This is a genomic window from Streptomyces lunaelactis (genome assembly GCF_003054555.1).
GTDB lineage: Bacteria > Actinomycetota > Actinomycetes > Streptomycetales > Streptomycetaceae > Streptomyces > Streptomyces lunaelactis.
The window spans coordinates 2,360,062-2,384,783 of sequence record NZ_CP026304.1 but is presented as its reverse complement, the minus strand read 5'-3'; the positions used below and the strand labels follow the sequence as shown (position 1 = coordinate 2,384,783).

Here is a 24,722-nt window from a genome sequence, read left to right as displayed (position 1 = left end):
AGCGGGCGTCAGAACCCGTAGCGCTCGCGCGCCTCCTTCACGGCCGAGGCCGGGACCTCGCCGCGCTTGACCAGCTGGGCCAGCGCGGCGACCGCGATCGACCGGGCGTCCACGCCGAAGTGGCGACGGGCCGCCTCACGCGTGTCGGAGAGACCGAAGCCGTCCGTGCCGAGCGAGGAGTAGTCCTGCTCGACCCACTGGCTGATCTGGTCCGGCACCTGGCGCATCCAGTCGGACACCGCCAGCACCGGGCCCGGAGCGCCCTCCAGCGCCTGGGTGACGTACGGCGTACGCTGTTCGCCGCGCAGCAGTGCCTCGTCGGCCTCCAGTGCGTCCCGGCGCAGCTCGCCCCAGGAGGTCGCGGACCAGACGTCGGCCGTAACTCCCCAGTCGGAGCCGAGCAGTTCCTGCGCCTCGAGGGCCCAGTGGATCGCCGTGCCGGAGGCGAGGAGCTGGAGGCGGGGAGCCTCCGCCGAGGCGGCGACTCCCTCCTTGAAGCGGTAGAGACCGCGGAGGATGCCTTCCTCGACGCCCTCGGGCATCGCGGGCTGCCGCTTCGGCTCGTTGTAGACCGTCAGGTAGTAGAAGACGTTCTCCGCTTCCGGGCCGTACATCCGGCGCAGACCGTCCTTGACGATGACGGCGATCTCGTACGCGAACGCCGGGTCGTAGTTGAGCGACGCCGGGTTCGTGGAGGCGATCAGATGCGAGTGGCCGTCCGCGTGCTGCAGGCCCTCACCGGTCAGGGTCGTACGACCGGCGGTGGCACCGACGATGAAGCCCCTGCCGAGCTGGTCGGCGAGCTGCCACATCTGGTCGGCCGTGCGCTGCCAGCCGAACATCGAGTAGAAGATGTAGAACGGGATCATCGGCTCGCCGTGCGTCGCGTACGACGTCGACGCGGCGATGAAGTCCGCCATGGCACCGGCCTCGGTGATCCCCTCGTTGAGGATCTGGCCGTCCTTGGCCTCCTTGTAGTACATCAGCTGGTCGCGGTCGACCGGCTCGTACGTCTGCCCCAGCGGGGAGTAGATCCCGGCCGACGGGAAGAGCGACTCCATGCCGAAGGTGCGGGCCTCGTCCGGGACGATCGGAACCCAGCGCCTGCCGGTCTCCTTGTCCCGCATCAGGTCCTTGACCAGGCGCACGAAGGCCATGGTGGTGGCCATCTCCTGCTTGCCGGAGCCCTTTTCGAGCGCCTTGAAGGCACGCTCCTCAGGCGCGGGCAGCGCCACCGCCTGTACGCGGCGGGCCGGGGCCGGGCCGCCGAGCGCGGCGCGGCGCTCCTGGAGGTAGCGGACCTCGGCGGAGTCGGCGCCGGGGTGGCCGTAGGGCACCAGGCCATCCGCGAACGCGCTGTCCGGGATCGGGAGTCCGAGCAGGTCACGCATGCCCTTGAACTCGTCGCTGGTCAGCTTCTTCATCTGGTGGTTGGCGTTCTTGGACTCGAAGCCCTTGCCGAGCGTGTAGCCCTTCACCGTCTGAGCGAGGATCACGGTCGGCGCGCCCTTGTGCTCGACGGCCGCGCGGTAGGCCGCGTACACCTTGCGGGCCTCGTGGCCGCCGCGGGAGGTGTAGAAGCACTCGGCGATCTTCGCGTCGCTCAGGACCGAGGCAAGCTGCGCGAGCGCGGGCCCGGTGCCGAAGAAGTGTTCGCGGATGTACGCCACATCACGCGTCGCGTACGTCTGGAACTGGGCGTCCGGGACCTCGCGCAGCCGGCGGACCAGCGCGCCCGTGGTGTCGAGCTGGAACAGCTCGTCCCAGGCGGAGCCCCACAGCGTTTTGACGACGTTCCAGCCGGCGCCGCGGAACTGGGCCTCCAGCTCCTGCACCACACGGAAGTTGGCGCGGACCGGACCGTCGAGGCGCTGCAGATTGCAGTTGATGACGAAGGTCAGGTTGTCGAGCTGCTCACGGGCCGCGAGGGCGAGGGCCGCGGTCGACTCGGGCTCGTCCATCTCGCCGTCGCCGAGGAAGGCCCAGACGTGCGAGTTGGCGGTGTCCTTGATGGAGCGATTGTGCAGATAGCGGTTGAAGCGCGCCTGGTAGATCGCCGAGAGCGGGCCGAGGCCCATCGAGACGGTGGGGAACTCCCAGAGCCAGGGCAGCCGGCGCGGGTGCGGGTAGGACGGCAGGCCGTTGCCTCCGGCCTCCTGGCGGAAGTGGTCGAGCTGCTGCTCGGACAGACGTCCGTCGAGGAAGGCGCGGGCGTAGATGCCGGGGGACGCATGGCCCTGGATGTAGAGCTGGTCGCCGCTGCCGTCGCCCTCCTTGCCGCGGAAGAAGTGGTTGAAGCCGGTCTCGTAGAGCCAGGCCGCGGAGGCGAAGGTGGCGATGTGGCCGCCGACGCCGAAGCGGGAGCCGCGCGTGACCATCGCGGCCGCGTTCCAGCGGTTCCACGCGGTGATGCGGGCTTCCATCGCCTCGTCGCCGTCGAAGGCGGGCTCGGCGGAGGTGGGGATGGTGTTGACGTAGTCCGTCTCCAGCAGCCGGGGCACGGGAACGCCGGCCCTCTCGGCGTGCTGGAGGGTGCGGCGCATCAGGTACGCGGCTCGGTGCGGGCCGGCGTGCTCGGTGACGGCGTCGAGGGAGGCCGCCCACTCGGCGGTCTCCTCGGCGTCACGGTCCGGGAGCTGGTCGAGCTCGCTCGGAAGCTTGCCTACGGGGTCGGTCATGATCGCCGCCTTCCGGACAGGAGGGGGGTGGAGAAAAGGGGGGCCTTGCCTGGCAGGACAGGGCGACGGGTTGGTGAACCCGGCGCCAACTGTAAGTCCCTGATCGATGATCGATCAAAGATCCTGGGAAATTGGCATCCAGTGCCGCGAAATGGGGCACAGGGTGTCGCCCCGAACCGGGGCAAATCAGCCCCTCGGTAATTGAGGGGCGGGGTTCGGGGCGGAGCCCCGACAGGCGCCCGCGGAGCCCCGGTCAGGCCCTCGGCGCGCAGCCCAGGACGTGGGCCTTCACCAGCGGGCCGATCTCCGGGTCACGGCGGCGGAAGGCCTCGACAAGCTCCTGGTGCTCCTCGGCGTACGACTTCTGCACCGTGCCGAGCCAGCGGATCGAGAGCGCCGTGAACACCTCGATGCCGAGCCCCTCCCAGGTGTGCAGCAGCACGCTGTTCCCGGCGGCCCGCACCAGCTCCCGGTGGAAGCCGACCGTGTGCCGCACCTGCGCGGCCGAGTCGGCGGCCCTGTCCGCCTCGTAGAGGGCGGCCACATGCGGCTCCAGCGCCGAGCAGTCGTCGGCCAGCCGACCGGCCGCCAGCTCGGCGGCGATCTGCTCCAGGCCGGCCCGCACCGGGTAGCTCTCCTCGAGATCGGCGGCGGTGAGATTCCGTACCCGTACGCCCTTGTTGGGCGCGGACTCGATCAGCCGCAGACTCTCCAGCTCGCGCAGCGCCTCGCGCACCGGCGTCTGGGATACCTCCAGCTCGGTGGCGATCCGCCGCTCGACGATCCGCTCGCCCGGCTTCCAGCGGCCGCTGACGATCCCCTCCACGATGTGCTCGCGGATCTGTTCGCGCAGCGAGTGGATGACGGGCGGGGTCATGAGGGCTCCTCCAGTGCGACAGGCACGAATGACAATACGGCGGCGCCCACCGGCAGGCTGCCCAAGGGTGCGCCGGAACAGGCCTCGTGGGTACGACAGTGCCCCGCCCGGAGTGTTCCGGACGGGGCACTGTCGTACTGCTGGTGAGCCCTACAGGCCGAGCTCGACCTCGAACTCGCCGGCCTCCAGGATCGCCTTGACGGCCGTCAGGTAGCGGGCCGCGTCGGCGCCGTCCACCAGGCGGTGGTCGTAGGAGAGAGCCAGGTACGTCATGTCGCGGACGCCGATGACGGTGCCCTCGGCGGTCTCGATGACCGCCGGACGCTTGACGGTGGCGCCGATGCCCAGGATGGCGGCCTGGTTCGGCGGGACGATGACCGTGTCGAACAGTGCACCGCGCGAGCCGGTGTTGCTGATCGTGAAGGTCGCGCCGGCCAGGTCGTCCGGGGTGATCTTGCTGGCGCGGACCGCGCCCGCGAGCTCCGCGGTCTTCTTCGAGATACCGGCGATGTTGAGGTCGCCCGCACCCTTGATGACCGGGGTCATCAGACCCTTCTCGGAGTCCACCGCGATACCGATGTTCTCGGTGTCGAAGTAGGTGATCGTGCCCTCGTCCTCGTTGATCCGGGCGTTGATGACCGGGTGGGCCTTCAGCGCCTGGGCCGCGGCCCTGACGAAGAACGGCATCGGGGACAGCTTGACGCCCTCACGGGCGGCGAAGGCGTTCTTCGCCTGGTTGCGCAGCTTCATCAGCTTGGTGATGTCGACCTCGACGACCGAGGTCAGCTGGGCCTGCGAGTGCAGCGCCCTCATCATGTTGTCGCCGATGACCTTGCGCATGCGGGTCATCTTGACCGTCTGCCCGCGCAGCGGGGACGCCTCGAGGGCCGGGGCCTTCGAAGCGGCCGCCGGAGCAGCGGCGACGGGCGCCTTGGCGGCGGCCTTGGCGGCCTCCGCGGCGGCGATGACGTCCTGCTTGCGGATCCGGCCACCGACGCCGCTTCCCTTGACCGCGGCCAGGTCCACGCCGTTCTCGGCGGCGAGCTTACGGACCAGGGGGGTCACGTACGCGCCGTCGTCACCGGCGGGGGCGGCCGGAGCCACCGGGGCCGGGGTGAGCGGAGCCGGAGCGGCAACCGGAGCCGGGGCGGGCGCCGGAGCGGCGACCGGAGCGGCCGGAGCAGCAGGCGCGGCCGGGGCCGCGGGAGCCGCAGGGGCAGCCGGAGCCGGAGCAGCAGCGACCGGGGCCGGAGCCGGAGCGGCGGCGGGGGCCGGGGCAGCCGGAGCGGGCGCGGCGGCAGGAGCGGTACCCGGGGCGCCGATCACTGCGAGCCTGGCGCCGACCTCGGCCGTCTCGTCCTCGCCGACCACGATCTCGAGCAGCACGCCGGCGGTGGGGGAGGGGATCTCGGTGTCGACCTTGTCCGTGGAGACCTCGAGCAGCGGCTCGTCCTCCGCGACCTCCTCGCCGACCTCCTTGAGCCAGCGGGTGACGGTGCCCTCGGTGACGCTCTCGCCGAGCGCGGGGAGGACAACGTCCGTACCGGTGGCGCCGCCCGCGGGGGCAGCGGCCGGAACGGGGGCCGGAGCGGGCGCGGCGGCCGGAGCCGGGGCCGCGGGGGCCTCGGCGACCGGAGCCGGAGCGGCGGGGGGCTGAGCCACCACGGTCTCGGCCGCGGCGGCAGCCGGAGCACCGGTGCCGTCGTCGATGATGGCCAGCTCGGCGCCGACCTCGACAGTCTCGTCCTCGGCGACCTTGATGGACGCGAGGATGCCGGCGGCCGGGGCGGGGATCTCGGTGTCGACCTTGTCGGTCGACACCTCGAGCAGCGGCTCGTCGGCCTCGACGCGCTCTCCCTCGGCCTTCAGCCAGCGGGTGACAGTGCCCTCGGTGACGCTCTCGCCGAGCGCCGGAAGGGTTACGGAAACCGCCATGGTTTCAGTTGCTCCTTACGAATGTGCGGAAGTGGTCGTCGCGCCCTGGACTACTAGTCGTGGGAGTGCAGCGGCTTGCCGGCCAGGGCCAGGTGGGCCTCGCCGAGCGCCTCGCTCTGCGTCGGGTGCGCGTGGATGAGCTGCGCGACCTCGGCCGGCAGTGCCTCCCAGTTGTAGATCAGCTGAGCCTCGCCGACCTGCTCGCCCATACGGTCACCGACCATGTGGACGCCGACCACGGCACCGTCCTTGACCTGGACGAGCTTGATCTCGCCCGCGGTCTTGAGGATCTTGCTCTTGCCGTTGCCCGCGAGGTTGTACTTCAGAGCGACGACCTTGTCCGCTCCGTAGATCTCCTTGGCCTTGGCCTCGGTGATACCGACGGACGCGACCTCCGGGTGGCAGTACGTCACCCGCGGCACACCGTCGTAGTCGATCGGAACGGGCTTGAGACCTGCCAGGCGCTCCGCCACGAGGATGCCCTCGGCGAAGCCGACGTGCGCGAGCTGGAGCGTCGGGACGAGGTCGCCGACCGCCGAGATCGTGGGCACATTGGTCTGCATGTACTCGTCGACCAGGACATAGCCGCGGTCCATCGCGACGCCCTGCTCCTCGTAGCCGAGACCGGCGGAGACCGGGCCGCGGCCGACGGCGACCAGCAGCACCTCGGCGTCGAAGGTCTTGCCGTCGGCGAGGGTGACGCGGATGCCGTCCTGGGTGTACTCGGCCTTCTGGAAGAAGGTGCCCAGGTTGAACTTGATGCCGCGTTTGCGGAACGCGCGCTCAAGCAGCTTCGAGCTGCTCTCGTCCTCGACCGGGACCAGGTGCTTCAGACCCTCGATGACGGTGACGTCGGTGCCGAAGGACTTCCACGCGGAGGCGAACTCGACGCCGATGACGCCGCCGCCCAGCACGATCGCGGACTGCGGGACGCGGTCCAGCGTCAGCGCGTGGTCCGAGGAGATGATGCGGTTGCCGTCGATCTCCAGGCCCGGCAGCGACTTCGGCACGGAGCCGGTCGCGAGGAGGACGTGGCGGCCCTGCACACGCTGGCCGCCCACGTCGACGGAGGTGGGGGAGGACAGCCGGCCCTCACCCTCGATGTAGGTGACCTTGCGGGAGGCGATCAGACCCTGGAGACCCTTGTACAGGCCGCTGATCACCTCGTCCTTGTACTTATGGACGGCCTCGATGTCGATGCCCTCGAAGGTGGCCCTGACGCCGAACTGGCCGGCCTCACGAGCCTGGTCGGCGATCTCGCCGGCGTGCAGCAGAGCCTTCGTGGGGATACATCCGTTGTGCAGGCAGGTACCGCCGACCTTGCCCTTCTCGATCAGGGCGACGTCCAGGCCCAGCTGAGCTCCACGCAGCGCCGCAGCGTAACCGCCGCTACCACCGCCGAGGATCACTAGGTCGAAAACGGTGCTGGCGTCGTTCGCCACGTCACGTCCTCCATGCATGTGCGCCGGTCGCCGGTCCTCGATGGCCGGTCGGCGGCTGGTGTTCGGCCGCTGTATTTTCGGCCCTGTGGTGGGGGCCCTGTCCTGCCGAGAACCCATCTTCGCACTTGTTGCCGGAAGGCGGGACCCGGGGCCGGTTTACCACGGGCCTCCGGGTCCCTTACGTGACGCAGGCCTCAGCCCAGGTCACCCGCGGCGGTGCGCTCGGCGAGCTTGACCAGAGTGCGGATCGCGGACCCCGTGCCGCCCTTGGGGGTGTAGCCGAACGGCGCACCCTCGTGGAAGGCCGGGCCCGCGATGTCCAGGTGCGCCCAGGTGATGCCCTCGCCCACGAACTCCTTCAGGAACAGACCGGCCACCAGGCCGCCGCCCATCCGCTCACCCATGTTGGCGATGTCGGCGGTCGGCGAGTCCATGCCCTTGCGCAGCTCGGTGGGGAGCGGCATCGGCCAGGACTGCTCGCCGACCTCCTCCGCGATCTCGTGGATCGAGGTACGGAAGGCGTCGTCGTTCGACATGATGCCGAAGGTGCGATTGCCCAGCGCCATCACCATCGCGCCGGTCAGCGTCGCGACGTCGACGATCGCGTCCGGGTTCTCCTCACAGGCCCTGGTGAGCGCGTCGCCCAGCACCAGGCGGCCCTCCGCGTCGGTGTTGAGCACCTCGACCGTCTTGCCGCTGTACATGCGCAGTACGTCACCGGGGCGGGTGGCCGAACCGGACGGCATGTTCTCGGCCAGCGCGAGCCAGCCGGTGACGTTGACCGCGAGGCCCAGGCGGGCGGCCGCGACGACGGCGGCGAACACGGCGGCCGCGCCGCTCATGTCGCACTTCATCGTCTCGTTGTGGCCGGCCGGCTTCAGCGAGATGCCGCCCGAGTCGTAGGTGATGCCCTTGCCCACCAGCGCCAGGGTCTTGGCCGCCTTGGAGTGGGTGTAGGTGAGCTTCACCAGGCGGGGCGGGTTCTGCGAACCCTGGCCGACGCCGAGGATGCCGCCGAAGCCGCCCTTGGCCAGTGCCTTCTCGTCGAAGACCTGCACCTTGATGCCGTGCTCCTTGCCGGCGGCGGTGGCCACGGCGGCGAAGGACTCGGGGTAGAGGTCGTTCGGCGGGGTGTTGATCAGGTCGCGGGCGCGGTTGATCTCCTCGGTCAGCGCGATCGCGCGCTCGGCCGCGGCCTTGAACGCCTTGTCGCGCGGTTTGGCGCCGAGCAGGGCGACCTCGGCGAGCGGCAGCTTCACGCCATTGCCGGTGCCGTCCTTGCCGTTCTTCGCATCCTTCTCGCCGCCCTGGTAGGCGGTGAAGGCGTACGCGCCGAGCAGCGCGCCCTCCGCGATGGCCTCCGCGTCCTCGGCCGCCTCGACCGGCAGGGCGAACGCGGCCTTCTTCGAACCGGTCAGCGCACGGGCCGCGGCGCCCGCGGCACGGCGCAGCGACTCGGCGCCGTACGCCTGGTCCTTCTCGGGTACGGGGCCGAGCCCGACCGCGAGGACGACCGGTGTCCTGAGGCCGGACGGCGCGGGGAGCTTGGTGATTTCGCCCTCGGCACCGGTGGCACCGAGGGTCTCCAGGATCGCGGCGAGCTTGCCGTCGAACGCCTTGTCCACGGCCTCTGCGCCCGGCGCGACGACCGGGGCCCTGGAGCCCTTCGCGACGCCGACGACGAGGGCGTCTGCGCGCAGCGTCGCCGCTCCGGCAGTGCTGAGAGTGAGAGCAGTCACGGTGGTGAAATCTCGCTTCCGTTGAGTTCCGGGGCCGTAGAAGGGGATGGATCGACATCCCACGCCGGACAAGAGCCTACGCGCGGCCGCATGTATCGCTCACGGCGGCGGCAGTTCACTCATCCGTGGCGTCTCTTTCACGTTTGCCCCGAACTCCGGCGAGACCTGAGTCACACTCGCGTCATTCGGGCAAGGGGGCGAGGGGCTTCTTTGCGTCATCTGCACAGGTCCTCCGCATTTTCCGGGTGCCGGGGCTTCGTGCGAGGGGGGAAACCATGGGGTTCCACGGACTGCGCGCGGGCAGGGCGGCCGCGGTGGCACTGGCCGCCGGAATGCCGGCCACGGCCGTACCGGCGGCGGGGGCAGCCGCCGCGGCGCCCGCGCCGCGCATCGATCTGACCGTGCTCGTCGTCGACGACGGAGGCGGCGCGGTCGGCGCGATCGTCGCGGAGCTGAAGGACACCGGGGTGCCGTACCGGACGGTGCGCGTGAAGCAACTCTTCCTGGGCACCGCCGTGTTCGGGGCCGCGTACGCGGGAGCGCGCTCGGCCTGGACATCACCGGAGCTGCTCCAGTCGGCGGTCACGCTCAGGCTCCCCGCCTGAGCCCGCCGCCGACCAGATGTCGTGCGGTCGCACCGCGGTCTCGCCCCTACCGGGACGGGCAGCCCCCGTCTCGTCGGCCTCGGCAGCGCGGCTGTCACGGCGGTGCTGCCGGCCGCCCGGGTCTGTGGTCTGCTGGGCCGTGCGACCGCCCACCGCGACGGAGGAAGCCTTCCGTGAAGACCCTGCTGGTGCCCTACTACGAGCACCCCGCCGAGCGCCCCGACGCCTGGGACGCCGTCGTCGCCGCAGCGCCCCGGCTCTACGGCGTGGTGCTCAACCCGGCCGACGGCCCCGGCACCGCCCCCGATCCGGCCTTCGCGGCGGTCGCGGAGCGGCTGCGCGCCGCCGGGGTGCGCGTCCTCGGCTACGCCGACACCGACTACGCCCGCCGCCCGCACTCCGCCGTCGTGCACGATCTGCTGCGCCACCGTGACTGGTACGGCGCGGACGGGGCCTTCCTCGACCAGGTGTCCGCGGAACCCGGCGCGCTGCCCCACTACCGCCGCCTCACCGTCGCCGCCCGCGCGGCCGGCGCCCGCACCCTCGTCCTCAACCACGGCGTCCACCCCGACCCCGGCTATGCTCAACTCGCCGAGCTGCTGGTCACGTTCGAGGGCCCCTGGGACACCTACCGCGACCTCGTCCTCCCGCTCTGGACCGCTGCCCACCCGCCCGAACGCTTCTGCCATCTCATCTACGCCGCCCCGCCCAACGCCCGCGCCGCCGCGGCCGTCCACTGTCTGGTCCCCGGTACCGGGGCGCACCCCTGGGGCACCCTTCCCCACGCCCTGGAGCCCGCCCGGTGAGACGTGTCCCCCTGCTGCTCGCGCTGCTCCTGCTCGTACTGGCGGGCTGCACCGCCCCGGAGCGGAACGAGCCGCACGAGGCGCCGGACCAGACGGATCCGAGGCCGTCCGCCGAGCGCTGGCTGCCGGAGCCGGGAGTGGCCTGGCAGTGGCAGCTCAGCGGCCGGCTCGACCCGACCGTGGACGTACCGGTGTACGACATCGACGGCTTCAACCACCCGAAGTCCGCCGTCGACGATCTGCACCGCCGGGGGCGCAAGGTCATCTGCTATCTCTCCACCGGCGCCTGGGAGGACTTCCGCCCCGACGCCGCGAAGTTCCCCAAGGCGCTCCTCGGCCGCGGCAACGGCTGGGAGGGCGAGCGCTGGCTCGACATCCGCCGAACCGACATCCTCGAACCCCTGATGGCCGAACGCATCGACATGTGCCGGGCCAAGGGCTTCGACGCGGTCGAGCCCGACAACATGGACGCGTACGCCAACCCCACCGGCTTCCGCATCACCGCCGCCGACCAGCTCCGCTACAACCGTCTGATCGCGCGCCTCGCCCACGACCGGGGCATGGCCGTCGGCCTGAAGAACGACCTCGACCAGATCCCGCAGCTGGTGGGCGACTTCGACTTCGCGGTCAACGAACAGTGCGCCGAGTACGACGAGTGCGAGGAGATGACCCCGTTCATCGAGGCGGGCAAGGCGGTCTTCCATGTCGAGTACGAGTTGAAGACCGCGGAGTTCTGCCCCCGGGCCCGCAGCCTGAAGCTCAGCTCGATGCTGAAGAAGTACGAACTGGGGGTCTGGCGGCAGGCCTGCTAGGTCCCGCCAGGCCTAGCCGAGCACGAGCGCGATGAGCGAAGCCGTCGCCGCGGCCTCGGCCAGCGCGCCGAACACATCCCCCGTCACCCCGCCGAAGCGGCGTACGCAGTGACGCAGCAGGAGTTGGGCCGCGCCCAGACCGGCCAGGACCGCCAGTGCCTGGTGCAGTACGCCGCCGTATCCGCCGAGGAGCGCGCCCGCCGCCGAGCAGACCCCGGTGACCAGAGCCGCGACGGCCAGCCCGGCGCGGACCGGAACGACCCCCGCGACCGCCGCGCCGAGGCCTTCGGGGCGGGCCGCCGGGACTCCGGTGCGGGAGGCGAGGGTGAGGGCGAGTCGGGCGGTGACACCGGAGACCGCGGCGCCGACCGCGCCCTGCGCCCAGCCCTGCCCGTACAGCTCGGTCAGCGCGGCGACCTGCGCGAGCAGCACGAACAGCAGCGTGATGACCCCGAACGGCCCGATGTCCGACTGCTTCATGATGCGCAGGGCGTCCTCGGCGGGCTTGCCGCTTCCCAGACCGTCGGCCGTGTCGGCGAGGCCGTCCAGATGAAGGCCGCGGGTGAGGGCGGCGGGGACGGCGGCCGTGGCCACCGCGGCGAGCAGTGGGCCGGAACCCAGCAGCAGGAGCACTCCGCCCAGGGCCGCCGCGAACAGGCCCACGACCAGCCCGGCCAGCGGCGCGCACAGCATTCCGGCGCGTGCCGCCTCACGGTCCCAGCGCGTGACGCGGACCGGGAGTGCGGTCAGGGTGCCGAAGACGAAACGTATGCCGTCCTGAGGAATCATCGCGCGAAGGGTAGCCCGGCCCGACTGACGGTAAATTGCGCATAACGTGCGAATCGGGAGCGGGTGGCATGGGTCACTGGTTTTATCGCAACATCATCGAGCCGGGGAAGCTCCCGATGCTCCTCGCGCTGACCTCCTTCATCCTCACCTTTCTGATCACCCGTACGGTCACCCGGCTGATCAGGGCGGGAAGAGGGCCGTTCAAGAACATCACGCCGGGCGGCATGCACATTCACCATGTGGTCCCCGGCGTCATCCTGACCGTCATCGGCGGCTTCGGGGCGGTGGGCAGTGCCCGGCACGGGGCGGCCGCGGCGGTCTGCGCGATCATCTTCGGGATGGGAGCGGGCCTCCTGCTCGACGAGTTCGCGCTCGTCCTGCATCTCGACGACGTCTACTGGACCGAGCAGGGCCGGCAGAGCGTGGAGGTCGTCGTGCTGGCCGCGGCCCTCGCGCTGCTGGTCCTCAGCGGCTTCGCGCCGCTCGGCGTCAACGAAATGACCCCCGACGAACGCCAGGACCGCGCCTCGCTGATCCTGACCCTGTTGATCAACTTCCTGCTCGTCCTCATCACGCTCTTCAAGGGCAAGCCGCGGATGGCTCTCATCAGTGTTCTGGTGCCGTTCGTGGCGATCTTCGGGGCGCTGCGGCTGGCCCGGCCGGGCTCCTCGTGGTCCCGCCGCTTCTACCGCAACCGGCCCAAGGCCCGCGCCAAGTCCCGGCTGCGCTCCTACCGCCACGACCGCCGCTGGGACCGGCCGCGCCGCAAGTTTCAGGACTTGATCGGCGGGGCGCCCGACCGGCTGCCGACGGCCAAGCCCTGACGTCTGACCCGCCGCCGTTGCCGTCGCCGCAGCGACGAGAGAGCGCACACGACAAGCACCGCCGCGATCGCCGCCAGATGTTCCTTGCCCGCGAGGTTGTTCTTGACGAGCACCTCGCCGATCATCGCGAGGATCACCAGCGTCGCCGTGAACCAGGACCGGTAGCGCCGGCAGACGAAGACCGCGAGGCCGACGACCGCCGCCGACGGCCCTGTGTCGACGACCTGCGCGTCCGAGGCCGGCAGCCCGAAGAAGCCGTCCGGGCCGAGCGCGATACCGATGCGGGCGTACGTCGTACCGGCGAGCGTCGAGACGTACGCGATCACCAGCGTCCGCCACGCGCCCAGACAGATCTCCGCGATCCCGAACACCAGCAGGACCTGCACCAGCGCACCCCACACCGGCAGATCCAGCGCCGGTACGAACAGCGAGAGCGGGGTACGCAGCAGCGCGAGCCAGAGCGGATCGTCGGCCTTCACGAAGCCGATGGCGCGGACGAAACCGTGGCCCCAGGACTGGTTCTGCAGCAGTTGGAAGAACGCCGTCAGACAGACCGCTCCGAGCGTCATGGGGACGGCCCGCCACCGCTTGGTGACGAGCGCCCCCCGCAGGGTCACGTACAGCGGTCCCCACTCGCGGCGCGCGAAGGCGCTCACCGTGTTCAACGCCTGGTCTCCAGATGTCTGCGGTGCAGCCACTTGGGCAGTCCGGGCGCCTCCAGAAAGCCCTCGGCGCGGCCTGCCGCCAGGCCGATGCGCAGCAGGTCGGCGCTCTTTTCGAAGAGCATGAAACGGGGCTCCCAGATAGGTCGGTACTTGGCGTTGGCGCGGTACAGCGACTCGATCTGCCACCAGCGGGAGAAGAAGCTGAGGAGCGAGCGCCACAGCCTCAGCACCGGACCGGCGCCGAGCTTCGAGCCACGTTCGAAGACCGACCTGAACATCGCGAAGTTCAACGACACCTGCGTGATCCCGGTCTCTTTCGCGCCCTGCAGGAGTTCGATGACCATGAACTCCATCAGGCCGTTCTCGGAGTCCCGGTCACGCCGCATCAGATCGAGCGAGAGCCCCTCGGGCCCCCACGGCACAAAGCTCAGCACCGCCCGCAACTCGCCCTGGCCGTCGGTGCACTCGAGCATCACGCAGCGGCCGTCGCCCGGATCGCCGAGCCGCCCCAGCGCCATCGAGAAGCCGCGCTCGGTGGCGCCGTCGCGCCAGTCGTCGGCGCGCCCCAGCAGTACGGCCATCTCGTCGGCCGGGATGTCCTCGTGACGGCGGATCCGCACCTCGTACCCGGCGCGCCTGACCCGGTTGTAGGCCTGGCGCACGGTCCGCATCGCGCGGCCCTCCAGGGTGAACTCGTCGGTCTCGACGATCGCCTCGTCGCCCAGCTCCAGGGCGTCCAGGCCGTGCCGCGCGTAGATCGTCCCGGCATCCTCGCTCGCCCCCATCACCGCCGGGATCCAGCCGTGTTCGCGAGCCTCGTCCAGCCAGGGGCCGATCGCGCCGGGCCAGGCCTCCGGGTCGCCGATCGGGTCGCCCGAGGCGAGCGATACACCGCCCACCACCCGGTAGACGACGGCGGCCTTGCCGGTGGGGGACCAGACGACGCTCTTCTCGCGGCGCAGCGAGAAGTAGCCGAGCGAGTCCCGCTCGCCGTACCGCTCCAGCAGTACGCGCAGCCTCCGCTCGTCGTCCTCGGTGAGCGCGTCGACGGCGCGACGGGAGCGGAAGGCCGCGTACAGCACGCCGAGCAGCAGCAGCGTGGAGAGGGCGTTGATGGTGACGTTCACCCAGCCGGGCGTACTGATCCCGGCGAAGGGGGAGTCGTCGGCGGCGAGCGAGACCAGCCGCATCAGGCCGTAGCGCCAGCGCTCCAGGAAGGTGGACTCGCCGGCCGAGGTGTTGGTGACCGTGACGAGTATCGCGGCGAGCAGCGAGGTGACCAGCAGTCCGCCGACCGCGACGACGGCGGCAAGCCGCGGGTTGGCGCGGTCGCCCTTCGCGTAGAACTCCCGTCGGCCGAGGACCAGAGCGAGGACGAAGGCGGCGGTCAGGGCGAGTGAGATCCAGTTCTGCGCGTGCTCACGGATCTCCGGGTCGACGCCGATCGCGAGGGCGAAGAGCAGCAGGAAGAGTCCGCCGAGGACGAGATTGAGGATCCAGGCGGCCCGCTTGCGGCGGCGCATGGTGATCGCCAGGAAGAGCGTGAAGGCCCCGGAGGCGAAGCCCGCGGTGAGCAGGTACGGCGTGAAGTAGTCATCGATGTTGTGCCGCCGAAGATCCTGGCCCAGGGAGACCCAGACGGCACTCAGGAAGTTGATGAACGTCACGGCGCGCAGATACCAGACGGCGAACGCCGCACTGCGCCGCGAGCGGACGGTGCCTCGGCTCGTACTCCGATCGGCGCCGCGGACTGTTTGCGGGCTCGCCTCGTCGATGGACAAAAGGACCTCTCCCATGAAACGCGATGATATGGGGCATCACGTCTCGAAATGGGCGAGGCTGCGGCCTGAAGCGGTCCCGGGGAAATGCGGGCGGCGTCACCCGCACTTCCCCGGCACCGCTTGGTCGGTGGCGGCCGCGTCCGCGCGTCAGTCCGTATCGCTCTCCACCGGAACCGCCGCCTCTTCCGGCTTCACCGGCTCCGTACGTTCCGGCAGTTCGGCCGCGAGCGCGGCAGCCGCCTGCACGAGGGGGAGTGCGAGCAATGCCCCGGTTCCTTCCCCCACAGTGACGCCATGATCGAGCAGCGGGTTGAGCGCCATGCGGTCCAGTGCCTTCGTCTGCGCCGGTTCGCCGCTCACCTGGCCCGCGAGCCACCAGTCCGGCGCGCGGAACGCGGCCCGCTGACCGACCAGCGCACACGCCGCGGACACGACCCCGTCGAGGATCACCGGCATCCGCCGTACGGCGCTCTGCAGCAGGAATCCGGTCGTCGCCGCCAGATCCGCGCCGCCCACCGCGGCCAGCAGCTCCAGCTGATCGCCGAGCACCGGCCGGGCGCGCCGCAGCGCGTCGCGGATCGCCGCGCACTTGCGCATCCACGCCAGATCGTCGATGCCCGCGCCGCCGCGGCCGGTGACCACCGAGGCATCCGTGCCGCACAGCGCGGCGATGAGCGTCGAGGCGGGCGTGGTGCCGCCGACGCTCAGATCGCCGAGCACGATCAGGTCGGTGCCGGAGTCGGCCTCCTCGTCGGCGATCGCCATGCCGAGGCGTACGGCCTGCTCGGCCTCCTCGACCGTCAGCGCGTCCCCGACGTCGATACGGCCGCTGCCGCGCCGCACCCGGCGACGTACGACCGTCTCGGGCAGCAGCTCCGGATCGCAGTCCAGACCCGCGTCGACGACCCGCACCGGCACGCCCATCCGGCGGGCCAGTACGGCGACGGGACTCGCGCCCTCCAGCACGGCACGCACGAGCTCGTGCGTGGAGCCCGACTCCCGGCCGGAGACGCCCAGTTCGGCGACCCCGTGATCACCGGCGAACAGCACCACACGCGGCTGCTCGATGGCCTTGACCGGTACGGAGGCCTGCGCGGCGGAGAGCCACTCGGCCAGCTCGTCCAGACGGCCGAGAGAACCGGGCGGGACGATCAGCCGCTCCCGGCGCTCTTCGGCGTCACGCCGGGTACCGCTGTCGGGGCGCTCGATCAGATCGGAGAAGTCATCGAGATTCAGCCTGCTCATTCGCGGAACAGTACCGGCAGCGGTGTCCGGGCCGGGCAGTGGCCCGTCAGCCGCGCAGCACGAGGACCTGGCCGGCGACGACGAGCAGGACGTGCTCGCACTCGGCGGCGAAGGCGGCGTTGAGGCGGCCCAGTTCATCTCGGAATCGCCGCCCGGAGGGGGTGGCGGGGACGACGCCGGAGCCGACCTCGTTGGTCACCGCCACAACAGTGCGCGACGTCTCCCGTACGGCCGCGACCAGCTCGGCCACGCGCGCGTGCAGCTCGCGCTCGCCGTCCGCCGCCCACTTCGCGTCGTCCCACGCGTCCACCCGGTCCATCGCGTCGGTCAGCCAGAGCGAGAGGCAGTCGATCAGCAGCGGCGGTCCGTCGTGGGCGAGCAGCGGTACGAGATCGCAGGTCTCGACCGTGCGCCAGGCGCCGGGGCGGCGATCGCGGTGCAGCGCGACGCGGGAGGCCCACTCGGGGTCGCCGTCCCTGCGGCCGCCCGTCGCGACGTACAGCACGTCGGGGAACGTCTCCAGCCGGCGCTCGGCCTCCAGCGACTTGCCGGAGCGTGCCCCGCCGGTGACGAGTGTGCGGCGGGGCACGTCCGGTACGGCGTGGTGCTCACCGACGTACAGCGTCGTCCCGTCGGGCACCGCGCGTGCGCCGGCGGCCGCGAGGCGCCGGGCCAGCTCCGGGCCGGCGGGCACGTCGTGGTCGATGTGCACGGCGATGACGTCGGTGGTCGACCCGATCGCCCCGGCGGCGCGCAGCCGGACGATGGCGTCGGGGCGCCCCACCACATCGGCGACGACCGTGTCGTACGCGGCCAGGCCCTCGGCGAGACCGGCGGGCGCCCCTCCGGGCGGCAGGTAGAGGAGCCGCTCGCCCTCCAGCGATGTGACCTCGTACCCCGTACCCGGGTGGTCCATCGGCACGGCCCGCACCCGGTGCCCGCTGATCAGCGTCAACTCCCGGCCGTCCGGCACCCGCCCGGCCGCGGGCAGCCCGGCGGGCAGGTCCACGGCGGGCCCGTTGTGCGGATGCGTCAGCAGCACCTGCCGGACGCCGGCGAGGGAGTGCCCGGACCGGGCGGCGGCCATGGCGGCGCCGGGGGTGAGGTCGAGCAGCAGCGCACCGTCGACGAGCAGCGCGGTGGCGGCGCGGGCGAGGGCGCCGCGGGAGGCGGCGCAGACGGCACAGGGGCAGTCGGGCCGGGGGAGTCCGGAGGGGGCGCCGGTGCCGAGCAGAGTGAGTTCCACGCATCTGATCCTCTCGCGTCACCGCGGGGTGTGCGCGCCCGGCTACGCTGCGGGCAGGAAAGAGATCACTGGCGGACCTGGGAGGCGCACATGGCATGGGTGTGGCGGTTCGAGAAGTCGGACGGTACGGAGGTCCAGCCGGCGGTGCAGCCGGAGGAGTTCACGACGCAGGGTGACGCCGAGTCGTGGATCGGCGAGTACTGGAAGGACTTGCTGGAGGGCGGCGCGGACCAGGCGATCCTGTCGGAGGACGCGACGAAGATCTACGGCCCGATGAGCCTGCACGCGAACGAGGCGTAGCCGGGGGGCCTGGGGGGCGGGGTCCGCAGGCGTTCCTGGGGCCGGGCCGGGCCACGCGCGCCGCGGAGCCGGCGTCCTGGGGGTGTGGGGGCGCCGGCCCCCACGTCCCTCCCCCCGGCAGGGGGTCTGGGGCTCCCCCCGGTTTCGGGAAGGGGCGGGTAGGGAACAAGCAGCACCCGCACCCCGGGCACCCGCCCCAGGCACCGCACCCCGATTAGGGGCCCCCCGCCGGTCAGGCGGCCCCCGGCGCCGACGCCAGGAACTGTGTCGCCGCCAGCTCCCCGTACAGCGGATCCCCCGCCACCAGCTCGCCATGGGTGCCCACCGCCCGTACCTTCCCCGCGTCCATCACGACGATCCGGTCGGCCAGCGTCACCGTCGACAGCCGGTGCGCCACCACCAGCACCGTCACCTCCCGCGACACCTCCGTGACCACATCGCGCAGCGCCATCTCGTTGACCGCGTCCAGCTGCGAGGTGGCTTCGTCCAGGAGCAGCAGCCGGGGCCGCCGCAGCAGCGCACGCGCGATCGCCACCCGTTGCCGCTCGCCGCCCGAGAGCTTGGAGCCGCGGTGCCCGACCACCGTCTCCAGGCCGTCCGGCAGCCGCTCCACGAGCACGTCGAGCCGGGCCCGTACGAGCACGTCCCGGATCTGCTCCTCGCTCGCGTCCGGCGCTGCGAAGACCAGGTTCTCGCGCAGCGTCCCCGCCAGCACCGGCGCGTCCTGCTCGACATAGCCGATCGCGGCGCGCAGATCGGCCAGCGGCCAGTCGCGGATGTCCTTGCCGTCGACCGTGATCCGGCCGCCGTCCGCCTCGTAGAACCGCTCGATCAGCCCGAAGACCGTCGTCTTGCCCGCGCCCGAAGGCCCGACGAACGCCGTCATCCCGGCACCCGGCACCTCGAAGGAGACGCCGTGATGGACGTACGGAAGACCGTCCCGGTAGCGGAAGGTGACGTCCTCGAAGACCACCGACGCGGGCCCCGTGCCCGCGTTTCCCGACGGCGTCGTCAGCGTCTCCGTCTCCAGCCGCTCGGCCTCCACGATCCGCGCTATCGCGGCCGAGCCCACCTGGTACTGGGTGGCCGCCTCCACCAGCTTCGACACCGGTTCGATCAGATAGAAGAGAAAGAGCAGGAAGGCGATGAGCGACGAGATGGAGATCGCCCCCGAGGCGACCCGCGCCCCGCCGATCCCCAGCACCGCGAGGAACGACACCTGCACGGCCAGACCGATCGAGGACCCGGCCACGGACTGCCACTTCGCGGACCGTACGCCGTGCCGCCACGCCTCCCGCGCCGCCTTCGCGACGACCGTCGTCTCGCGCTCCTCGGCGCCCGAGGCCTTGACCGTACGGAAGGCTCCGAAGGCCCGCTCCAGCACGGTGGATATCTCGCCGACCGCCATCTGCGAACGCTGCGTGGCCTGCGCGATCTTCGGCATCACCAGCGCGACGGCGCCACCGATCAGCACGATCACGCCCAGCGTGACACCGAGCAGTACCGCGTCCATCAGGCCCATCAGCACGATCGTCGCGATGAAGGCGAGCCCGCCGGTCGCCGCCGAGACGATCGACTGGGTGGTGACCGCGCGCAGCAGGGTGGTGTCCGAGGTGACCCGGGACATCAGATCGCCCGGCTGAGTGCGCTCCACCTCCGGCAGCCGCAGCCGCAGCAGCCGCCCGATCAGGCTGTGGCGGGCGGCGAGGACGACGGACTCGGCGGTGCGTTCCAGGATGTACGAGCCGACCGCCTCGATCGCCGTGCCGAACACCACCAGCGCGGTGAGCAGCAGCAGAATCCCGGTGATCGACTCGTCGCTGCCGAGCCGGTCGACGAGGGCCTTGGCCGCGAGCGGCTGAGCCAGCCCGGTCGCGGCGCCGATCAGTGCGAGGAACGCGCCGAGCGCGACGACCCAGCGGTGCGGGCGGAAGTGCCGGTACAGCGCCCGCCAGGTCTCGCGGGCGGGCAGTCTGACGGGAGGGTCTGCGGTGGCTGCTACGGCGGCCTCTGCTGTGGTCACTTCAGTGAGGACGCACAAACCCCCGGCGCACCTGAGCCGGGGGGCCTTGAATCAGCCGCGTACGCCGCACAGATGCAGCAGCGCGGCCACACCGCGGTACGGATCCGTGCGCCCCGCGCGGTCCTCCGCCGCCAGCAGCCGCTCCAGCTCGTCCGCGGCGGGCAGCCCGGTCTCGTCGGGGACGTTGTCGGTGAAGACCCGCACCCCGTACCAGGCGTGCAGCGGCGCGGCGATCCCCGCCAGCGTCGCGGTCACCGCCTCGAGCCGGTCCGCGCGGACCGGAAGCCCGAGACGGTTGGTGTACGTATCGGTGTCGAAGGCGGTCAGCGCGGCCGACCAGTCCCCGGCCAGACCCGGCCGCATGGCCAGCGCGTCCGCGTTCCGTACGAGCAGGGAGAGCAGACCACCCGGTGCCAGCATCCTGGCCAGGCCCGCGAGCATCGCGTCCGGCTCCTGGACATGCATCAGCACTCCGTGGCAGAGCACCACGTCGAAGCTGCCGGGCAGGAAGTGGACCCCGGTCTCCAGGCCGTCGCCCTCGATCAGCCGGACCCGCTCACGGATCCCGGCCGGCTCGGTGGCCAGCGACTCGCGGGCCGCCTTCAGCATGTCGGGGTCGGACTCCAGGCCGGTCACCGTGTGTCCGGCCCGCGCAAGCCGCAGGGCCTGGGTGCCCTGCCCCATCCCCACATCGAGGATCCGCAGACGCTGCCCGACCGGGTAGCGACCGGCTATCTGCTCGTCGAGCCGGCGGGCGACAAGCTCCTGGCGGACGGTGTTGCGCAGCCCGCCCAGCCCGGCCGGCCAGTCGGCCGAAGCACCTCCGAAACCGGAGATCTTCGTGGTCAGGGCCGCTCTCCGCGCTTGACCTGCGGCTTCGGCAGACGCAGTCGGCGCATCTGGAGCGTACGCATCAGGCCGTAGGCGACCGCGCCGCGCTTGGGCTCGTCCGGGAAGCGCTCATTGAGCTGCTTCTTCAGGCGCATCGTCAGACCGATCGAGTCAACGACGATCAGCACGATGACGCCGAGCCAGAGCAGCAGTGCGATGTTCTGCAGGGAGCCGATCCGGACCATGCTCATCACCAGGATGACCACGGCGAGCGGCAGGAAGAACTCGGCGATGCAGAAGCGGGAGTCGACGAAGTCGCGCACAAAGCGGCGGACCGGACCCTTGTCGCGGGCCGGCAGATAACGCTCGTCGCCACTGGCCAGGGCCTGGCGCTGCCTGGCCATGTCGGTGCGGCGGGCCTCCCGCTGGCGCTTCGCGGCCTCCTTGCGGTCGGTCGGCGCACTGGAAGAGGCACGGCGGCGCTGGGTCTGGGCCTCACTCCGCTTGGGCGTGGGGCGGCCCTTCGGGGCCTCGGGGCTGCGGGGCTGCTTGGAGAGGTCGGCCGTCACCTTGCCGGTGGGCGCCTTCTCTTCTTTCGCACGGCTACGGAACACAAAACCCAAGGGTACGGGGTGGAATGCAGGGACCCCACCCCCACGGGGAACGATCCCGCAACGCCGTGCGTCTGTAGGGGACAGAAGCCGGTCGTTAGCCGGACAGAGCGGACGTTGCCCGAGGTTTCCCTGATGGCCACCTACTCCTTGCGCCGGATCAAAGGCGTAGGCAGTCGTCCTTGGGGAGGAGCGCATCCGCGCTGGAACAGTGCGGTAATGGATGCAGGGCCCGTACTGTGGGTTCTGTTGGAGTGCTGAAGCTGAGTCCGTCAGAAGGGGGCGCGCGAAGCCCATGAGCGGTGTCATGAAGCGTATGGGGATGATCTTCCGCGCGAAGGCAAACAAGGCCCTTGACCGGGCCGAGGATCCGCGCGAGACCCTCGATTACTCGTACCAGAAGCAGCTCGAACTGCTGCAGAAGGTCCGCCGTGGAGTCGCCGATGTGGCGACCTCCCGCAAGCGTCTCGAGCTGCAGCTCAACCAGCTCCAGGGCCAGTCCACCAAGCTCGAGGACCAGGGCCGCAAGGCGCTGGCGCTCGGCCGTGAGGACCTGGCCCGCGAGGCACTGTCCCGCCGCGCCTCTCTGCAGCAGCAGGTCAGCGATCTCGAGACGCAGCACCAGACGCTGCAGGGCGAGGAGGAGAAACTCACTCTCGCGGCCCAGCGGCTGCAGGCCAAGGTCGACGCCTTCCGTACGAAGAAGGAGACCATCAAGGCCACCTACACCGCGGCCCAGGCGCAGACCCGGATCGGCGAGGCCTTCTCCGGCATCTCCGAGGAGATGGGCGACGTCGGCCTGGCGATCCAGCGGGCCGAGGACAAGACCGCGCAGCTGCAGGCGAGGGCCGGCGCGATCGACGAGCTGCTGGCCTCCGGCGCCCTGGACGACCAGTCCGGGATGGCGAAGGACGATATCGCCGCCGAGCTGGACCGCATCTCCGGTGGTACTGATGTAGAGCTGGAACTGCAGCGGATGAAGGCCGAGCTCGCCGGCGGCCCGAGCTCCTCGCAGCAGGCGATCGAAGGCAGCAATGGCCAGCAGGACGCCGCTCCGCAGCAGAACACCCCGAGCAAGTTCGACAAGCAGTAGGGACTCGTCGTGATCGTACGGATCATGGGGGAGGGTCAGCTGAAGGTGGCGGACAGCCACTTCGCCGAACTCAACAAGCTCGACAACGAGCTGCTGGCCGAGATGGAGAGCAGTGACGGCCCGGGCTTTCGCCGGACTTTCCACGCGCTTCTGGAAAAGGTCCGCGAGCTCGGCGAGCCCCTGCCGGACGACTCCCTGGAGCCGTCCGAGCTGATCCTGCCGGCTCCTGACGCGACCCTCGAGGACGTACGGGAGATGCTCGGCGACGACGGTCTCATCCCCGGCTGACCGCTCGCACTCCAACACCCGGGATGCCCCGTTCCGATCATCCGGAGCGGGGCATTCTGCTGTCTTCCGCTGTGCCCGCGGGTGTACGACCCTGTCGCGGCACGCCGTACCGTTGCTGGTTGTGACCTCACTCGCCACCGGGTTCGCCCGCACCCAGCGCTGGCTGCGCGCGCATCCGCTGGCGTTCGACGGCGCGCTGGCCGTGGTCGTCCTGGTCTGCATGCTCGTCGGTTCCTTCGCCGACCCGAACGGGCGGCACGGTCCGGAGTTCGGCGGCCGTACCCCCGAACTGCGCAGTGTGGTGCTGGTGGTCCTGGTCGCCGGCGCCCTCGTCTTCCGCCGCCGCAACCCGATGGCCGTGCTGGTGTTCACCACCGCGGTCTCGGTCGTCGAGCTCGTCGCGGGCGAGCCGCCCGCCCCGATCGCGATGAGCGCCGCGGTCGCGCTCTACACCGTCGCCTCCCGCACCGACCGCTCCACCACCTGGCGGGTCGGTCTGCTGACCATGGGGGTGCTGACCGCCGCCGCGATGGTCTTCGGCTCCACGCCCTGGTACACGCAGGAGAACCTGGGCATCTTCGCCTGGACGGGGATGGCGGCGGCCGCGGGCGATGCCGTACGCAGCCGTCGCGCCTTCGTCGACGCCATACGGGAGCGGGCCGAACGCGCCGAGCGCACCCGCGAGGAGGAGGCGCGCCGCCGGGTCGCCGAGGAGCGGCTGCGGATCGCCCGCGATCTCCACGATGTGGTCGCGCACCACATCGCCCTCGTCAACGTCCAGGCGGGTGTCGCCGCGCATGTCATGGACCGGCGGCCCGACCAGGCCAAGGAAGCCCTCGCCCATGTGCGGGAGGCCAGCCGCTCCGCGCTGAACGAACTGCGTGCCACGGTCGGGCTGCTCCGCCAGTCCGGCGATCCGGAGGCCCCCACCGAACCGGCGCCCGGCCTCGATGTCCTCGACGAGCTGGTCACCACCTTCCGGCAGGCCGGTCTGCCGGTCGAAGTGGCCCGCGCGGACGACGGCGTACGGCTGTCCGCGGCCGTCGACCTCGCGGCGTACCGGATCATCCAGGAGGCGCTGACCAATGTGCGGAAGCACGCGGGTACGGACGCGAAGGCCGAGGTGAGCGTGGTACGGGTCGGCCCGACCGTGGAGGTCACCGTGCTCGACAACGGCGCGGAGGCCGAAGGCCCGGCGGACGGCGGCGGTCACGGTCTGCTCGGCATGCGCGAGAGGGTCGGCGCGCTCGGCGGCAGGCTCACCGTGGGCCCCCGCTACGGCGGCGGCTTCCGCGTGCAGGCGATACTGCCCCTCAAGGCTCGGACGGCGGAGGACGGATGACGATCAGGGTGCTTCTGGCCGACGACCAGACACTGCTGCGCAGCGCGTTCCGGGTCCTGGTGGACTCCGAACCCGACATGGAGGTCGTCGCGGAGGCCGCGGACGGCGCCGAGGCGGTGGCCCTCAGCCGTTCCGCCAAGCCCGATGTCGTCCTGATGGACATCCGGATGCCGGGCACGGACGGTCTCGCCGCGACGCGCATGATCAGCGCCGACCCCGAACTCGCGTATGTACGCGTCGTCATGCTCACCACTTTCGAGGTGGACGAGTACGTCGTGCAGTCGTTGCGGGCAGGCGCATCGGGCTTCCTCGGCAAGGGTGCGGAACCGGACGAACTACTCAACGCCATCCGTATCGCCGCGGCGGGTGAGGCGCTGCTGTCCCCGGTCGCGACCAAAGGGCTGATCGCCAAGTTCCTTGCGCAGGGCGGCGGTTTTGACGACGAGTCGCGGAACCGGGTGCGCTCCGAGCGGCTCGGCGCGCTCACCGTGCGCGAGCGCGAGGTCCTCGTCCTGGTCGCAGGCGGTCACTCCAACGACGAGATCGCGGAGCGCCTCGAGGTCAGTCCGCTGACCGTCAAGACCCATGTGAACCGGGCGATGGCGAAACTGGGCGCCCGCGACCGGGCCCAATTGGTGGTTATTGCATACGAATCGGGCCTGGTACGTCCAAGGGTGGAGTGAGCCGGCGACCCGCGTACTCCAGCTGCGGTATGCGCGAGATAAGGAACTGGACCTGGGGTCTACGGTTGGGCCCTCTCGAATGGCTGATCGTATGAGTGGGCTGCCGA

Annotated in this window: 22 protein-coding genes; 9 read left to right on the top strand and 13 right to left on the bottom strand. The window is 71.1% G+C overall.

Translation table 11 applies throughout. From position 1 onward, the window contains the following. Positions 1–8: 8 nt before the first annotated feature. The 5 genes from aceE to SLUN_RS10705 all read right to left on the bottom strand — a co-directional run bounded on the left by aceE (position 9) and on the right by SLUN_RS10705 (position 8,671). Positions 9–2,678, bottom strand: coding sequence for a pyruvate dehydrogenase (acetyl-transferring), homodimeric type (gene aceE, locus SLUN_RS10725; RefSeq protein ID WP_108148276.1), 2,670 nt, complete (start codon positions 2,676–2,678; stop codon positions 9–11). A 253-nt stretch (positions 2,679–2,931) separates the two neighbouring features. Then, on the bottom strand, positions 2,932–3,555 hold the full coding sequence (locus tag SLUN_RS10720; RefSeq protein ID WP_108148275.1) for a GntR family transcriptional regulator: 624 nt from the start codon (positions 3,553–3,555) through the stop codon (positions 2,932–2,934). 150 nt (positions 3,556–3,705) lie between these two features. Continuing rightward, positions 3,706–5,490 (bottom strand): 2-oxoglutarate dehydrogenase, E2 component, dihydrolipoamide succinyltransferase, encoded by a 1,785-nt coding sequence (sucB, locus tag SLUN_RS10715; RefSeq protein ID WP_108148274.1) that lies wholly within the window; start codon positions 5,488–5,490, stop codon positions 3,706–3,708. A 53-nt stretch (positions 5,491–5,543) separates the two neighbouring features. Next, positions 5,544–6,932: a dihydrolipoyl dehydrogenase gene (gene lpdA, locus SLUN_RS10710; RefSeq protein ID WP_108148273.1), complete on the bottom strand. Its 1,389-nt coding sequence runs from the start codon at positions 6,930–6,932 to the stop codon at positions 5,544–5,546. Positions 6,933–7,126: 194 nt separating this feature from the next. Further along, complete coding sequence (locus SLUN_RS10705) at positions 7,127–8,671, bottom strand: leucyl aminopeptidase (RefSeq protein ID WP_108148272.1); 1,545 nt, start codon at positions 8,669–8,671, stop codon at positions 7,127–7,129. Between the two features lie 275 nt (positions 8,672–8,946). On the opposite strand from SLUN_RS10705, the gene SLUN_RS40305 reads away from it, so the two are divergent. From SLUN_RS40305 to SLUN_RS10690, 3 genes are all read left to right on the top strand, one after another. Then, positions 8,947–9,276 (top strand): hypothetical protein, encoded by a 330-nt coding sequence (locus SLUN_RS40305; protein WP_175314157.1) that lies wholly within the window; start codon positions 8,947–8,949, stop codon positions 9,274–9,276. 173 nt (positions 9,277–9,449) lie between these two features. Beyond that, positions 9,450–10,082 (top strand): spherulation-specific family 4 protein, encoded by a 633-nt coding sequence (locus SLUN_RS10695; RefSeq protein ID WP_108148271.1) that lies wholly within the window; start codon positions 9,450–9,452, stop codon positions 10,080–10,082. Next, complete coding sequence (locus tag SLUN_RS10690; RefSeq protein WP_108148270.1) at positions 10,079–10,894, top strand: endo alpha-1,4 polygalactosaminidase; 816 nt, start codon at positions 10,079–10,081, stop codon at positions 10,892–10,894. The genes SLUN_RS10695 and SLUN_RS10690 overlap by 4 nt, the downstream gene beginning before the upstream one ends. A 12-nt stretch (positions 10,895–10,906) precedes the next feature. Here SLUN_RS10690 and SLUN_RS10685 read toward each other — a convergent pair whose 3' ends face one another. Continuing rightward, the gene (locus tag SLUN_RS10685; protein WP_108148269.1) at positions 10,907–11,683 is read right to left on the bottom strand and encodes an adenosylcobinamide-GDP ribazoletransferase; all 777 of its coding nucleotides are present in this window, start codon (positions 11,681–11,683) and stop codon (positions 10,907–10,909) included. A 68-nt stretch (positions 11,684–11,751) separates the two neighbouring features. Between SLUN_RS10685 and SLUN_RS10680 the strand changes: the two genes are divergently transcribed. Further along, positions 11,752–12,507: a hypothetical protein gene (locus SLUN_RS10680; RefSeq protein ID WP_108148268.1), complete on the top strand. Its 756-nt coding sequence runs from the start codon at positions 11,752–11,754 to the stop codon at positions 12,505–12,507. Here the strand turns inward: SLUN_RS10680 and SLUN_RS40300 are convergent. The 4 genes from SLUN_RS40300 to SLUN_RS10660 all read right to left on the bottom strand — a co-directional run bounded on the left by SLUN_RS40300 (position 12,456) and on the right by SLUN_RS10660 (position 17,444). Further along, positions 12,456–13,172, bottom strand: a complete 717-nt coding sequence (locus SLUN_RS40300) for a hypothetical protein (RefSeq protein ID WP_159100221.1) — start codon at positions 13,170–13,172, stop codon at positions 12,456–12,458. The genes SLUN_RS10680 and SLUN_RS40300 overlap by 52 nt on opposite strands. After that, on the bottom strand, positions 13,169–14,968 hold the full coding sequence (locus tag SLUN_RS10670; RefSeq protein ID WP_108148267.1) for a phosphatidylglycerol lysyltransferase domain-containing protein: 1,800 nt from the start codon (positions 14,966–14,968) through the stop codon (positions 13,169–13,171). Before SLUN_RS10670 ends, SLUN_RS40300 begins: the two co-directional genes overlap by 4 nt. A 132-nt stretch (positions 14,969–15,100) precedes the next feature. Then, a complete protein-coding gene (gene cobT / locus SLUN_RS10665) occupies positions 15,101–16,189 on the bottom strand; it encodes a nicotinate-nucleotide--dimethylbenzimidazole phosphoribosyltransferase (protein ID WP_175314162.1) in 1,089 nt (362 codons plus the stop codon). A gap of 55 nt (positions 16,190–16,244) precedes the next feature. Next, positions 16,245–17,444 (bottom strand): bifunctional adenosylcobinamide kinase/adenosylcobinamide-phosphate guanylyltransferase, encoded by a 1,200-nt coding sequence (locus SLUN_RS10660; RefSeq protein WP_108148265.1) that lies wholly within the window; start codon positions 17,442–17,444, stop codon positions 16,245–16,247. A 90-nt stretch (positions 17,445–17,534) separates the two neighbouring features. On the opposite strand from SLUN_RS10660, the gene SLUN_RS10655 reads away from it, so the two are divergent. Then, a complete protein-coding gene (locus SLUN_RS10655) occupies positions 17,535–17,744 on the top strand; it encodes a hypothetical protein (protein WP_108148264.1) in 210 nt (69 codons plus the stop codon). Positions 17,745–17,976: 232 nt separating this feature from the next. Here the strand turns inward: SLUN_RS10655 and SLUN_RS10650 are convergent, their stop codons facing one another. From SLUN_RS10650 to SLUN_RS10640, 3 genes are read right to left on the bottom strand one after another with little or no spacing between them, the layout of a single operon-like run. Beyond that, positions 17,977–19,767: an ABC transporter ATP-binding protein gene (locus SLUN_RS10650; protein WP_108148263.1), complete on the bottom strand. Its 1,791-nt coding sequence runs from the start codon at positions 19,765–19,767 to the stop codon at positions 17,977–17,979. A gap of 51 nt (positions 19,768–19,818) precedes the next feature. Beyond that, the gene (locus SLUN_RS10645; RefSeq protein ID WP_175313176.1) at positions 19,819–20,562 is read right to left on the bottom strand and encodes a class I SAM-dependent methyltransferase; all 744 of its coding nucleotides are present in this window, start codon (positions 20,560–20,562) and stop codon (positions 19,819–19,821) included. Positions 20,563–20,612: 50 nt separating this feature from the next. Further along, positions 20,613–21,212 (bottom strand): DUF3043 domain-containing protein, encoded by a 600-nt coding sequence (locus tag SLUN_RS10640; RefSeq protein ID WP_108148261.1) that lies wholly within the window; start codon positions 21,210–21,212, stop codon positions 20,613–20,615. A 304-nt stretch (positions 21,213–21,516) separates the two neighbouring features. Here SLUN_RS10640 and SLUN_RS10635 point away from each other — a divergent pair, with 304 nt between their 5' ends. From SLUN_RS10635 to SLUN_RS10620, 4 genes are all read left to right on the top strand, one after another. Next, positions 21,517–22,302 (top strand): PspA/IM30 family protein, encoded by a 786-nt coding sequence (locus SLUN_RS10635; RefSeq protein WP_108148260.1) that lies wholly within the window; start codon positions 21,517–21,519, stop codon positions 22,300–22,302. Between the two features lie 9 nt (positions 22,303–22,311). Continuing rightward, positions 22,312–22,590, top strand: a complete 279-nt coding sequence (gene pspAA, locus SLUN_RS10630; RefSeq protein ID WP_108148259.1) for a PspA-associated protein PspAA — start codon at positions 22,312–22,314, stop codon at positions 22,588–22,590. Positions 22,591–22,711: 121 nt separating this feature from the next. Then, the gene (locus tag SLUN_RS10625; RefSeq protein ID WP_108154653.1) at positions 22,712–23,932 is read left to right on the top strand and encodes a sensor histidine kinase; all 1,221 of its coding nucleotides are present in this window, start codon (positions 22,712–22,714) and stop codon (positions 23,930–23,932) included. After that, positions 23,929–24,615 carry a response regulator gene (locus SLUN_RS10620; RefSeq protein WP_108148258.1) on the top strand — a complete coding sequence of 229 codons (687 nt, stop codon included), beginning with the start codon at positions 23,929–23,931 and terminating at the stop codon, positions 24,613–24,615. Before SLUN_RS10625 ends, SLUN_RS10620 begins: the two co-directional genes overlap by 4 nt. The last annotated feature ends 107 nt before the right edge of the window (positions 24,616–24,722 follow it).

What these genes read in the sequence shown, in the direction of transcription:
- aceE (WP_108148276.1), bottom strand. Translation starts at nt 2,678, where the DNA reads ATGACCGACCCCGTAGGCAAGCTTCCGAGCGAGCTCGACCAGCTCCCG.
- SLUN_RS10720 (WP_108148275.1), bottom strand. Translation starts at nt 3,555, where the DNA reads ATGACCCCGCCCGTCATCCACTCGCTGCGCGAACAGATCCGCGAGCAC.
- sucB (WP_108148274.1), bottom strand. Translation starts at nt 5,490, where the DNA reads ATGGCGGTTTCCGTAACCCTTCCGGCGCTCGGCGAGAGCGTCACCGAG.
- SLUN_RS40305 (WP_175314157.1), top strand. Translation starts at nt 8,947, where the DNA reads ATGGGGTTCCACGGACTGCGCGCGGGCAGGGCGGCCGCGGTGGCACTG.
- SLUN_RS10685 (WP_108148269.1), bottom strand. Translation starts at nt 11,683, where the DNA reads ATGATTCCTCAGGACGGCATACGTTTCGTCTTCGGCACCCTGACCGCA.
- SLUN_RS10680 (WP_108148268.1), top strand. Translation starts at nt 11,752, where the DNA reads ATGGGTCACTGGTTTTATCGCAACATCATCGAGCCGGGGAAGCTCCCG.
- SLUN_RS10670 (WP_108148267.1), bottom strand. Translation starts at nt 14,968, where the DNA reads ATGGGAGAGGTCCTTTTGTCCATCGACGAGGCGAGCCCGCAAACAGTC.
- SLUN_RS10655 (WP_108148264.1), top strand. Translation starts at nt 17,535, where the DNA reads ATGGCATGGGTGTGGCGGTTCGAGAAGTCGGACGGTACGGAGGTCCAG.
- SLUN_RS10635 (WP_108148260.1), top strand. Translation starts at nt 21,517, where the DNA reads ATGAAGCGTATGGGGATGATCTTCCGCGCGAAGGCAAACAAGGCCCTT.
- SLUN_RS10620 (WP_108148258.1), top strand. Translation starts at nt 23,929, where the DNA reads ATGACGATCAGGGTGCTTCTGGCCGACGACCAGACACTGCTGCGCAGC.